This window comes from Shewanella sp. 11B5, from assembly GCF_002836795.1.
GTDB lineage: Bacteria > Pseudomonadota > Gammaproteobacteria > Enterobacterales > Shewanellaceae > Shewanella > Shewanella frigidimarina.
Genome location: NZ_PJAP01000273.1, coordinates 1 through 12,926 on the forward strand (window position 1 = coordinate 1; position 12,926 = coordinate 12,926).

The window sequence follows — 12,926 nt, forward strand, 5'->3', positions numbered from 1 at the left end:
GTTATTCTTCGCTACTTTCGTAACCTTGCTGTCAGTCGCTTGAGCTTCGTAAGTACGTCCTTGAGGTACCGCTTTCTGCTCACGGACATCTACTGTAGGTTTAGTCGTGTCAGATGACACCATAGAACCAAAGCGACTTGCCTTTACGGGGGCTTTGGTTGATGGCGCTGCTTCAGTAGATACTGTCTCTGCTATTGTCGCCGCGACTTCTTTTACGACTTCAGGTTTAGCTTGACGCACAATTGCAGCAGGCTTAGCCATAGGCGCAGATGAATTGGCCGCAACCGTTTTATCTTGCTTGCTAGTTAACGCTGCAGCTTTTTCAGCTTCAACAACTGCGGTATTTGCCACAGTGGTTTGTTTAGCTTCAACATCAACCGTTGTTTTAACAACTTCTACTTCAGCTTTAGGTTCAGGGGCCTCAGGTGCTTTTACTGCTTGAGGTACTTCCTTTATTTCTACTGGCGTTTCAGTTTTTTCAACATTAACGGGCGCTGCATCAGCCTTGTTAACTTCAGCTTTAACCACTTCAACCGGCTTAGTAGCGGTTTCAACAGCAGTGCTAACCGTTTCAGCAGGTTTAGTAACGGATTCAACAATAGCCTCAGTTACAGGAGCTTGTGCTTGAGTTCTAGCTTGCTCTGCGTCTAATTGCTTCTCTAACTCATCATTAGGTGTGAAAACAGCTGGTTGTGTAGAGCCTGTTTCATCATCACGACGACGACGTTGACCTGCTGCACGTAAGTGACGAGGACTACGACGACTACGACGTTGACCTTCACGGCCTTCAGCTTCGCTGTCTGTTGTAGCATCTTCAGCGCTCGAGCTTGACTCATCAGTTTCAGCTGCAACCTCAGTGCTAGCAACTTCCGTTTCAGTGACAGTATCAACATCTGCTTGAGTTGTTTCTGCTTTTACTTCAACCACGGCAGTAGCGTCAGTTTCAACTGGAGCAGCAGTACTGGTAACATTTGCTACTTCAGTAACTGGATCAGTTGCTTGCTCTGTTTCATTTTCTGCTGGCGCTTCAACCGCCTGTTCAGTCTTCTCTTTACGAGGTTGACGACGACTGCGTGGCGCTCTTGTTTCTGATGTTTTATCTTCAGCTACTTTTGACTCTACCGCTTTAGGTTCTGATGTCATTACCTCAACTGATTGCTCAGTTGATTTATTATCATTAACATCGGTTGTTGGTAATGCTTCACTCTGTTCGTTTTCAATACGCACTTTACGACGTAAATTACGACGTTGGCGACGCTCACGAGCAGCTTCTTGTTTTGGAGATTTTTCTGTAGCGACTTTAACTTCGGCAACTTTAGCATCTGTTGCTTTGGTTTCATTGACAGCTAATGGCTTGTCAACTTTCTCAGTTCTCGGTTTGTTTTTGGCGTTGTCATCTTGAACTGTATTTCTGCTATTACGTTCATTACGCTTATTCTGAGAACGAGCTTCTGTGCCGTCTTTCGATTTGTCGCTGTCATTACGTTGACGGCGACTGTCATTGCGTTTGTCATTACGGTTAGCGCTGTCGTTACGAGTGTCATTACGACGGGTGTTACGACGAGTGTTAGTTTGAGTCGATTCTTTAGTCGATACTGCTGCTTTGGTGTCTTTAACCTCAGCTTCACTACCAGAAAATAAAGCGCTAATGGCAGAGATCATTCGAGTGAATAAACTTGGCTGATTAGACGTTGCCACAGGAGCGACATTTACTGGTGTTGCTTTTACTGTATCTTCAGCTGCTTTTTGTGGCGCTGCGAAGCCTTTTAATGCAGGTTCAGGAGATGCTGCACGCTCAAGCTTGCGAGGCTCATACAATTTTGCGACAGGCTGTTCTACTCGCTTATAGCTAGATTCACTGACTTCATCATCACTCTTACGACGCACTACACGGTAATCTGGTGTTTGCATGTGTGCATCTGGAATGATGTACACTTCAACTTGGTGACGCTCTTCTGTAATACGAATCGCTTTACGTTTTTCGTTTAGTAAGAACGCAGCAACATCAACAGGCACAATCGCTTCGATTTGTGTGGTGTTTTCTTTAATGGCTTCTTCTTCCATTAATCGTAAAATCGATAATGCTAAAGATTCGGTACTACGAATAGTGCCTTGACCATGACAACGAGGGCACAAATGAGCGGCAGACTCTTCTAGCGATGGACGTAGACGCTGACGCGACATTTCCATCAAACCAAATCGAGAAATACGACCTAATTGCACACGAGCACGGTCATGATGTACTGCATCACGTAAACGATTTTCAACTTCACGCTGATGACGAACAGGTGTCATATCGATAAAGTCGATAACCACTAAACCACCTAAATCACGAAGACGTAATTGACGAGCAATTTCATCAGCAGCTTCAAGGTTAGTGTTTAGTGCAGTTTCTTCAATGTCGCCACCTTTAGTTGCACGGGCTGAGTTGATATCGATAGACGTTAATGCTTCTGTTGGGTCAATTACAATTGATCCACCTGAAGGTAAACGCACTTCGCGTTGGAACGCTGACTCAATTTGAGACTCTATTTGGAAGTGAGTAAATAGTGGTACTTCTGAGTCATATAGCTTTACACGTTCAACAAAATCAGGACGCACTAAACCAATATGCAATTTAGCTTCTTCGAAAATACGTGGGTGATCGATAAGGATTTCGCCTACATCACGACGTAAATAGTCACGAATAGCGCGAACAATCACGTTACTTTCTTGGTGGATTAAGAATGGTGCAGCTTTACTTTGAGCCGCTTCCTGAATAGCATCCCAATGATGTTGTAGTACTTTTAAGTCCCACTTTAGCTCTGTTGATTCTTTACCAACACCAGCAGTACGCACAATCAAGCCCATACCATTAGGTACTTCTAACTCAGCCATTGCTTCTTTTAGTTCTGTACGTTCATCACCTTCGATACGACGAGAAATACCGCCAGCACGAGGGTTATTTGGCATTAAGACTAAATAAGATCCAGCAAGACTAATAAAAGTAGTTAGTGCAGCGCCTTTGTTGCCTCGTTCTTCTTTATCTATCTGAACGATGACCTCTTGGCCTTCTTGTAACACTTCTTTAATGTTTGGACGGCCTTGGAATGAATAACCTTTTGGGAAGTATTCGCGACCAATTTCTTTGAGTGGTAAAAAACCGTGACGATCTGCACCGTAATCAACAAATGCAGCTTCAAGTGACGGTTCTACTCGAGTGATTTTACCTTTATAGATATTTGATTTTTTCTGTTCGTGACCAGGACTTTCAATGTCTAAATCATACAGTTCTTGCCCATCTACTAGGGCTACGCGCAACTCTTCTGATTGAGTTGCATTAATTAACATACGTTTCATGATGACGTGATTCTTCTAAATGAGGTCATCAAACAACACGATTTTTCTGCATTACGGGCCTGAATTAATCGGTATAACCTCACGGCTAGATCCAGGCAATTAGGTGCTCATTACTGTAAAACGCAATCACTGCGTGTCGCATCCTATTTATGGCTTATTTTCTAATGTTTACAAAAACAAGGAATTGGTTGACTAACAACCAACCCCATAAATTATGGTATTTTAATCCGTTAATGCCCAAGTCGAATCGGTTTGTTTGATAACAAGCTAAAATGTTGTTCGAATTTGGGGCGATTTACTACAGTTAAATTGAATCTTTATTCAAAACTTACGGTTTAATTGCACAAACGGTTTTTGTCGTTTTTTAATTAATACAATTTGCAAATCAATGAGTTGCTACCGATTAGGTTCATTTTTCTAACTGCTAGTGTTTCGCATTTGGTGAAAGTTGTGAACACTTTATCCACTGTTTACTATCAACCTGTGGGCAAATATAGCAACAAACGTTATTTTCAGCAATCAAAAGCCCATATTCTTTCATGTATTTATTTCAAGTCTGATGCGGCAATAGCCAATCATTTACAAGATAAGGTACACTATTGGGGTTACCACTATATGGCGCATCATGAATACTGAAACTACCCCCCAAGTTGAATACGTGACTATCGACGAAGATCATTTTGAACAACGAATCGATAATTTTTTGCTAACTAAATTAAAAGGTGTTCCTAAAAGCATGATCTATCGGATTGTGCGCAAAGGGGAAGTGCGGGTAAATAAAAAACGCATCAAGCCTGAATACAAATTACAAATTGGTGACATCGTAAGGGTACCGCCTGTTCGTGTTGCCGAAAAAGACAATCGTAAGGCACCATCTCCTAATTTATCCAGAGTGTCACAGCTTGAAGATCGTATTATCCATGAAGATAATCATCTTATTGTGTTAAACAAGCCTGCTGGTATTGCTGTACACGGTGGCAGCGGTGTTGATTATGGTGTGATTGAAGGATTACGTTCACTGCGACCACAGCAAAAATTTTTAGAGTTAGTACATCGATTAGATAAAGATACTTCCGGTGTACTGCTTGTGGCTAAGAAGCGTAGTGCGCTAAAGCATTTACATGAGCAATTACGCAGCAAAACCATGCAAAAAGATTATTTAGCCTTGGTGCGTGGTGAATGGCAGGCAAGTGATAAAGTGGTTAAAGCACCGCTATTAAAAATTACCTTAAAGTCGGGCGAGCGAATCGTGCGGGTTAATAAAGAGGGTAAAGAATCTGAAACTCGCTATAAGATCATGCAACGTTATCAAGGCTGTACTTTAGTGAAGGCGAGTCCTGTTACAGGGCGAACCCATCAAATACGAGTACATTGTCAGTATGCTGGCCATGCAATTGCTTGCGATGATAAATACAGCGAACAGCAATTTGACGATAGCATGCGTGCTTTAGGGTTAGACCGTTTATTTTTACATGCGGCTGAACTTAAATTCACTCATCCAGAAAATGATGAAATCATGCAAGTTAAAGCGCCTCTAGACCCTGTGTTATTGAGTACTCTTGATAAATTGAAAAGAGTATAACACCCACAGACCTGTGCAAATGAAGTAGGGCATGATATTGAACATTAAAGATAAAGCTTATGAACTGGTCATTTTCGATTGGGATGGCACCCTAATGGATACCGTAGGTAAAATAGTGTCTTGTATGCAACATGTAGCACAAGAATTAATTTTACCTATACCCACTGAGCAACAAATTAGAGATGTCATCGGTTTATCTTTACCTAAAATCATGCCGATTTTATTTGCTGGTCATCAAAACCATCAACAGATTATTGATTGCTATCGACGTCATCATGTTGCCAATGAGCAACCTACACCTCTTTTTGAGGGGGTAGAGTCGCTCATTAGTAATCTACATGCGGCTGGTTATCAATTAGCTGTTGCGACCGGTAAAGGACGAGATGGCCTAGATAAGGTATTAGCATTAACAGGCTTAGGGCAGTATTTTCATGCCACACGTTGTGCAGATGACGCTAAAAGTAAACCGCACCCTGAGATGCTGCATTCATTATTGAGTCATTTTAATGTCGCTGCCGACAGAGCTATTATGATTGGAGATTCCATTCATGATTTAACGATGGCCAATAATGCTGGTATGGCGAGTATTGGTGTGAGTTATGGTGCGCATAATGAAGCTAGATTGAAAACGTTAAACCCACATGCGATTGTCGACCAGCCTCTGGCGATACATGACTACCTTTAATATTTCTGGATGATGCTTTGCCAGAGACGTAATACAGCGTCGAATCATAAGTGTTCGACGCTGTAACACATAAGCCTTTATATGCTGCTTAGTTTATCTCGGTGTTAAACCTCTTATCGTCCCCATATCAAGCGCAAACGTTATTACCTTAACGAATGCACCCTTATTAGATTTGGTATCAATATTAATTGATTGAGCATTCTGGTGCTTGGCTGAGAATATCGACACCGTGCTGTGAGAGTAAATCAATAAGTTTAATTAATGGTAGTCCAATTAAGCTATTTGGATCGTCACCTTCTAAACGGTTAAATAAGGCAATTCCTAATCCTTCGCATTTAAAACTCCCTGCGCAATATAGTGGCTGCTCAGCATCCACGTAATAGCGAATTTGCGCAGTAGATAAGTGTTTAAAATGAACCGTAAACGGTTCGACACAAGATGTCATTTGCTGATTGGCATTATTGAATACAGCAAGACCAGTATAAAAAGTAATAGATTGACCAGATGCCGAGCTTAATTGAGCTATCGCATTGTCTACAGTATAAGGTTTACCGATAATCTGACCGTTAATCAACGCGACTTGGTCTGAACCAATTATTATTTGCGGTACCGATGTTTCATCAATTAAATTCGCTCCAGCTAATGCTTTTTGCTCTGCTAAGCGTTTAACCAATGCTAACGCTGTCTCATCTTTTATTGGCGTTTCATCAATATCTGGGTTAACACAAGTAAAAGGCAGCATTAATTTTTGCAATAGCTGCTGGCGAAAAGGTGAGGTTGAAGCAAGTACAAGATTGAATTTCATTGGTTTTGTTTCATTATTGAGTGGCTAATAACAGAATATTAGTCAGTTTACTGTATTCATCTATGCAAATGGATCATTTTTCTCGAGTAATGCTTGTGTGATGGGGTTTGGTTCGGTAAAATTTGCCAACTTTCAAATTCAATGCCGGATTTAAAGAGTACCTAAAGTTCCTAGTTAGGTGAGATTACCGTATTTTACGGAAATTTTCTTTGACTCCAGCGTTTTCAAACTATAATATGCGCGCCTTATGCAAACAGTAAAGATACCGGTTTCAATTGATCCTATACGCGCTGCTTCAAGTGGCCTTCGATACGAAGGTATCATTTTAGGTAAGCAACTAAAGCGATTAAGCGAGTTATGTGCCGGCGACTGTTCCGACGTAGTTGTGTCGTTGGAATGTGGCGTCGATTTACAGGGGATAGTCTACCTTCGCGGGAAGGCTGTGACGGAGCTCACTCTGCTATGTCAACGTTGCATGACACAATTTACTACCGAGGTTACGGTCGACTTTTGTTTTAGTCCTTGTAAGACTGAGGCAGAAATCGATGAGCTCCCGGATGCGTATGATCCAATTGAGTGTAATGAGATTGGTGAAGTACGTCTGCATCAATTGATTGAAGATGAATTGATAGTCGCTATGCCTATCATCCCGATGCACGATGATAATAGTTGTAAGTCTGGATCGAAAGATATAGTTGTAGGCGAGATCGAACCCGCTCATGAGGAGCGTCCAAATCCGTTTGCAGTGTTAGAAAAACTGAAGAGCAAGTAATCGTAGGAGACAGGTCCAATGGCTGTACAACAGAATAAAAAGTCACGTTCAAAGCGCGGCATGCGTCGTTCACATGATTCATTGAGCACTGCTCAATTATCAGTAGACGCTACTAGCGGTGAATTACATCTACGTCACAACGTGACTGCTGATGGTTTTTACCGCGGTAAAAAGGTTATCAACAAGTAATTTGTTGATTATCTGATGACAAATCTGACGCTTGCGTTAGATGCGATGGGGGGCGATCACGGTCCCCACGTGACAGTGCCTGCAGCGATGCAGGCACTGAAATTTCATACCTCTTTAAATATTATTTTGGTTGGCGATAAAACCGAAATAGAAAAATACCTCCCCCAAGCTCATTCAGCTGATTTATCCAGAATTGAAATAATCCACACCACTGAAGTCGTGACAATGTGCGATAGGCCCATTCATGCTTTGCGTTCACGTAAAAACAGTTCTATGAGAATTGCGCTTGAACTTGTGCGTGACGGAAAAGCGGAAGCCTGCGTTAGCGCTGGTAATACTGGTGCGTTGATGGCAATGGCTAAGGTGTTATTAAAAACATTGCCGGGTATTGATAGACCCGCTCTTGTTTCTTGCTTACCGGCAATGACGGGCAAGCCAGTTTATCTGCTGGATTTAGGGGCCAATGTATCTTGTGATTCTGAGACCTTATTCCAGTTTGCCATTATGGGATCCGTCTTATGTGAAGCCGTCCATAAGAAATCTCGCCCGAAAGTAGCTTTGCTTAATGTGGGTATTGAAGCCATTAAGGGGAACGATCAGGTTCAACAGGCCGGACAAATTTTACAGCACACCGAACAAGTTAATTATATTGGCTTTGTCGAAGGTGATGAGATTTACACTGGTAATGTGGATGTGATTGTTTGTGATGGCTTTGTCGGTAATATCACCTTAAAGACTTCTGAAGGCATTGCAAAACTGTTAGTACATCAATTAAAACGCGGCTTAAATGACGGTTTTTTTGTTCGTTTACTCTCCAAACTCATCGCTCCACGCATACAAGCTGTTCTTAGTAAGATGAACCCCGACCACTATAACGGTGCAAGTCTGATAGGATTGCGCGGAATAGTAGTAAAGAGTCATGGTAACGCGGATGAAGCTGCATTTTTACAAGCATTAAATTTAGCAGCAACAGAAGCAAAACGTCGTCTTCCTGAAATGATTAAAGATCGTTTGGAGTCGATTCTTTTAGACATCAATAGCTGATCTCATATATGCACACAAAAATTCTCGGAACAGGTAGCTATCTACCTGTGCAAGTTCGTAGCAATCAAGATCTCGAAAAAATGGTTGAAACCAGTGACCAATGGATTGTTGACCGAACCGGTATTTCTGAGCGGCGCATTGCTGCATCAGACGAATCGGTTTCAACAATGGGTTATCAAGCGGCACTAAAAGCGCTTGAAATGGCAGGAATCGAAGCTAGCGATCTCGATATGATTGTTTGTGGAACCACCAGTGCATCAAACGCATTTCCTGCAGCTGCATGCGAAATTCAGGCCCTATTAGGCGTTAAAAATATTCCTGCCTTTGATATTGCTGCCGCGTGTTCTGGATTTATCTATGCTTTATCGGTCGCGGATCAATTTGTAAAAACAGGTTCTGCTAAAAAAGTACTGGTTATAGGTTCTGACGTATTGTCACGGATGTGCGATCCTGCTGATCGCTCTACCGTCATTTTATTTGGCGATGGCGCCGGCGCAGCGATTATTGGCGTTAGTGATACACCTGGTATCATTGCTACGCATATCTATGCAGATGGCAGCCAAGGGGATTTATTAAAATGTTCTTTCCCTCCTCGTGCTAACGAAAGTTCTGAAGCTGTTGGCTTTATGACCATGAAAGGCAACGATGTTTTTAAAGTTGCAGTTACCCAGCTGTCTAATGTGGTCACTGAAACCTTGCGTCTTAATAATGTCGATAAATCAGAAATTGACTGGCTAGTGCCGCATCAAGCTAATTTCCGCATTATTAATGCCACGGCTAAAAAGTTGCACATGAGTCTAGATAAAGTCGTGCTGACTTTAGCGAGACACGGTAATACTTCTGCCGCATCGGTGCCTATCGCATTAGATGAAGCGGTGCGTGATGGTCGAATTCAGCGTGGACATTTATTACTACTCGAAGCATTTGGCGGTGGTTTTGCTTGGGGCAGTGCTTTAGTTCGTTTTTAATTTTCAAATTAATTTTATACAGGTAAGCGTTTATGGAAAATGTTGCTTTTGTATTTCCTGGCCAAGGTTCACAGGCTGTAGGAATGTTAGCTGAATTAGCTCAATCTAACTATGTTATCGGCAAAACCTTTGCCGAAGCGAGTGACGCGTTAGGTTATGATTTATGGGATCTTGTTGCCAATGGCCCAGCTGAAACCTTAAATGAAACAGATAAAACCCAACCAGCATTGCTCACTGCAAGCGTGGCCATTTGGCGTGCATATCAAGCATCTAACAAGACTATGCCCTCTTTATTAGCAGGCCACAGCCTTGGTGAATATTCTGCTTTAGTATGCGCCGGTGTGATTGAATTTACCGATGCCGTTAAATTAGTTGAGCTACGCGGGAAATTAATGCAACAAGCTGTACCAGCAGGTTCTGGTGCCATGTTTGCCATTATTGGTCTTGATGATGATGCTATTGCTAAAGCATGTGCAGAGTCTGCTGAAGGTAGCGTGGTAAGCCCTGTTAACTACAACAGCCCTGGGCAAGTCGTGATAGCCGGTGAGAAAGCGGCTGTTGAACGCGCAGCAGCAGCATGTAAAGCTGCTGGGGCCAAAATGACAGTAGCATTGCCTGTGAGTGTGCCATCACATTGTGCTCTAATGAAGCCAGCCGCTGATGAACTCGCTAAAGCCTTAATTGAAGTGACATTCTCAGAGCCTACCATTAATGTTGTTAACAATGTTGATGTGGCCATGCCGACGGATTCACAGGCAATTAAAGATGCATTAGTGCGTCAGTTATATTGCCCAGTGCGTTGGAGTGAGTCTGTTGAATTTATGGCGACACAAGGTGTTACAAAATTAATAGAGTGTGGACCGGGTAAAGTATTAACCGGTTTAACAAAAAGAATTAATAAATCGATATCCGCTCAAGCGGTCAATGATGCTGCTTCATTTGCTGCATTAGTCGAATAAAGGAGTTGATATGAGCTTTAGCATTAATTTAGACGGTAAAGTTGCCCTAGTAACAGGTGCTAGTCGTGGTATTGGGCGTGCGATTGCTGAATCATTAGTACAAGCTGGTGCTATTGTTATCGGTACTGCAACCAGTGAAAAAGGTGCTGCGGCGATTCAAGCATACTTAGGTGACAAAGGCTTTGGAATGGTGTTAAATGTCACTGATTCTCAATCTGTTGCTGATTTATATAGCCAGATCAAAGAAAAAGCAGGTGAAGTTGATATTCTTATCAACAATGCGGGTATTACCCGTGACAATTTATTAATGCGGATGAAAGATGATGAGTGGCAAGATATTATTGACACGAATTTGACATCCCTATTTAAATTGTCTAAACCAGTAATGCGATCTATGATGAAAAAACGTTTCGGACGTATTATCAGTATCGGTTCTGTAGTAGGTACAATGGGCAACGCTGGCCAAGTAAATTACTCGGCAGCTAAAGCTGGTTTGATCGGATTTACAAAATCTCTTGCAAGAGAGGTTGCATCTCGTCAAATAACAGTGAATGCTATTGCACCTGGATTTATCCAGACAGACATGACAGATGAGCTGACAGTTGAGCAGCAACAAGCTATTATGTCGCAAGTTCCGATGGAACGATTAGGGCAAGCACAAGAAATTGCCAATGCAGTATTGTTTTTGGCCTCGGATTCAGCCGCTTACATCACAGGCGAAACATTGCATGTGAATGGCGGTATGTACATGGTTTAAGGGCGATAGGTAGGTAACTACCTTCATTTGAGTCAGTGTTAGTGACAATTCAATGTTAATTTTTGTGGTTAGACCACAAAATCTAAGCTTGCATTGTTATCTAATTCGAATAAACTACTCGCAATCTTACGCAAGTGCGTAATTTGAATAGGAAAGAAAACTAATGAGCAACATCGAAGAACGTGTAAAGAAAATCATCATCGAACAACTTGGCGTTAAAGAAGAAGACGTTAAATCAGCTGCTTCTTTTGTAGACGATTTAGGCGCTGATTCTCTAGACACTGTTGAATTGGTTATGGCTCTAGAAGAAGAGTTTGATACCGAGATCCCTGACGAAGAAGCTGAAAAGATCACTACTGTTCAAGCAGCGATCGATTACGTTTCTAAGAATCAGTAATCAAGAATTCACAAAAACAGGCGGCATTTATGCCGCCTGTTTTTGTTTAAAGCATTTGTAAACGCTCGTTCCATTTTATTGCATTAGAACATCCCTCCTTATACTTCTTTAGCTAAATCGCAATAATGGCATCGTGGCAGATTTTATTTAAAGGTGAATATCATGTCTAAACGTCGTGTCGTCATCACAGGTCTTGGCCTAGTGACTCCTGTGGGTAATGATGTCGAGTCTACTTGGAATGCCTTATTGGCAGGTAAGAGTGGTATTGCTCCAATCACTAAGTTTGATGCTAGTGAATTTGGTACTCGTTTCAGTGGCTCTGTGAAAGATTTTGATGTCGAACAATACCTAACCAAAAAAGATGCTCGTAAAATGGATTTATTTATCCAATACGGCATGGCTGCAGGCATTCAAGCAGTAAAAGATTCAGGCTTAGATATGAGCCAAGAAAACCCAGCTCGTATAGGTACCGCTATTGGTGCTGGTATGGGGGGGATGTGGTTAATTGAACAAGGCCATTCTGCATTATTAAATGGTGGACCACGTAAAGTGTCACCATTTTTTGTGCCAAGCACTATTATCAATATGATTGCCGGACACTTGTCGATTATGTATGGCATGACAGGTCCTAACTTTGCCGTGACTACAGCCTGCACTACAGGTGTTCACAATATTGGTTTTGCTGCACGTACCATTGCTTATGGTGATGCTGATGTGATGGTTGCCGGTGGCGCAGAAGATGTGACGAGCCCATTAGGTGTCGCAGGTTTTAGTGCCGCTAAAGCATTATCTACTCGTAATGAAGATCCAACAGCAGCAAGCCGTCCTTGGGACAAAGATCGTGATGGCTTTGTGATTGGCGATGGCGCGGGTGTTATTGTGATGGAAGAGTACGAACGTGCTAAAGCGCGTGGTGCAAAAATTTACGGTGAGTTAGTCGGTTTTGGCATGAGTGGTGATGCATTCCACATGACATCACCACCAAGTGATGGTGCAGGCGCTGCGGCTGCAATGGTTAATGCCATTAATGATGCACAGATCCAAAAAGAACAAGTGGGCTACATTAATGCCCATGGCACTTCAACCAATGCAGGCGATAAAGCTGAAGCTGCCGCGGTTAAATCGGTATTTGGACCACATGCTTACGATGTATTGGTGAGTTCGACTAAATCCATGACCGGACATTTATTAGGTGCAGCAGGCGCTGTTGAAGCTATTATTACTTTGCTTGCACTGCGTGACCAACACGTACCGCCAACAATCAACTTAGATAATCCAGATGAAGGGTGCGATTTAGATTTTGTTGCCCACACTTCACGTCGACATCAATTTGACTATGCCTTATGTAATTCATTTGGTTTTGGTGGCACAAACGGTTCGTTACTGTTTAAGAAAATCTAATCGAGTTAATGCCAATAAGGGAAGATGA

Annotated in this window: 12 protein-coding genes; 10 read left to right on the plus strand and 2 right to left on the minus strand. The window is 42.2% G+C overall.

Going from position 1 to position 12,926, the window contains the following annotated elements:
* Window positions 1-3,339 (minus strand): ribonuclease E (gene rne / locus CXF78_RS04615; protein WP_102036118.1); only part of this gene is annotated, 3,339 nt, incomplete at its 3' end.
* Between the two features lie 625 nt (window positions 3,340-3,964).
* On the opposite strand from rne, the gene rluC reads away from it, so the two are divergent.
* Both rluC and CXF78_RS04625 read left to right on the plus strand, forming a co-directional pair.
* Window positions 3,965-4,921: a 23S rRNA pseudouridine(955/2504/2580) synthase RluC gene (rluC, locus tag CXF78_RS04620; RefSeq protein WP_011636963.1), complete on the plus strand. Its 957-nt coding sequence runs from the start codon at window positions 3,965-3,967 to the stop codon at window positions 4,919-4,921.
* 31 nt (window positions 4,922-4,952) lie between these two features.
* Window positions 4,953-5,606: an HAD family hydrolase gene (locus tag CXF78_RS04625; RefSeq protein WP_102036119.1), complete on the plus strand. Its 654-nt coding sequence runs from the start codon at window positions 4,953-4,955 to the stop codon at window positions 5,604-5,606.
* Between the two features lie 184 nt (window positions 5,607-5,790).
* On the opposite strand, the gene CXF78_RS04630 is transcribed toward CXF78_RS04625, so the two are convergent.
* Window positions 5,791-6,411: a Maf family protein gene (locus CXF78_RS04630; protein WP_102036120.1), complete on the minus strand. Its 621-nt coding sequence runs from the start codon at window positions 6,409-6,411 to the stop codon at window positions 5,791-5,793.
* 247 nt (window positions 6,412-6,658) lie between these two features.
* Here CXF78_RS04630 and yceD point away from each other — a divergent pair, with 247 nt between their 5' ends.
* The 8 genes from yceD (at window position 6,659) to fabF (ending at window position 12,898) form a co-directional block, all read left to right on the plus strand.
* A complete protein-coding gene (gene yceD, locus CXF78_RS04635; protein ID WP_011636966.1) occupies window positions 6,659-7,183 on the plus strand; it encodes a 23S rRNA accumulation protein YceD in 525 nt (174 codons plus the stop codon).
* Window positions 7,184-7,201: 18 nt separating this feature from the next.
* Entirely contained in the window at window positions 7,202-7,372 is a 171-nt protein-coding gene (rpmF, locus tag CXF78_RS04640) for a 50S ribosomal protein L32 (protein ID WP_011636967.1), read from the plus strand.
* A gap of 15 nt (window positions 7,373-7,387) precedes the next feature.
* Window positions 7,388-8,416 carry a phosphate acyltransferase PlsX gene (gene plsX / locus CXF78_RS04645; RefSeq protein ID WP_011636968.1) on the plus strand — a complete coding sequence of 343 codons (1,029 nt, stop codon included), beginning with the start codon at window positions 7,388-7,390 and terminating at the stop codon, window positions 8,414-8,416.
* An 8-nt stretch (window positions 8,417-8,424) separates the two neighbouring features.
* Complete coding sequence (locus CXF78_RS04650; protein WP_011636969.1) at window positions 8,425-9,384, plus strand: beta-ketoacyl-ACP synthase III; 960 nt, start codon at window positions 8,425-8,427, stop codon at window positions 9,382-9,384.
* Between the two features lie 32 nt (window positions 9,385-9,416).
* Window positions 9,417-10,343, plus strand: a complete 927-nt coding sequence (gene fabD / locus CXF78_RS04655; RefSeq protein WP_102036121.1) for an ACP S-malonyltransferase — start codon at window positions 9,417-9,419, stop codon at window positions 10,341-10,343.
* 10 nt (window positions 10,344-10,353) lie between these two features.
* Window positions 10,354-11,100 (plus strand): 3-oxoacyl-ACP reductase FabG, encoded by a 747-nt coding sequence (fabG, locus tag CXF78_RS04660; protein ID WP_059745150.1) that lies wholly within the window; start codon window positions 10,354-10,356, stop codon window positions 11,098-11,100.
* A 163-nt stretch (window positions 11,101-11,263) separates the two neighbouring features.
* A complete protein-coding gene (acpP, locus tag CXF78_RS04665; protein WP_011496723.1) occupies window positions 11,264-11,497 on the plus strand; it encodes an acyl carrier protein in 234 nt (77 codons plus the stop codon).
* Between the two features lie 162 nt (window positions 11,498-11,659).
* The gene (gene fabF, locus CXF78_RS04670) at window positions 11,660-12,898 is read left to right on the plus strand and encodes a beta-ketoacyl-ACP synthase II (protein ID WP_102036122.1); all 1,239 of its coding nucleotides are present in this window, start codon (window positions 11,660-11,662) and stop codon (window positions 12,896-12,898) included.
* Window positions 12,899-12,926: the final 28 nt, after the last annotated feature.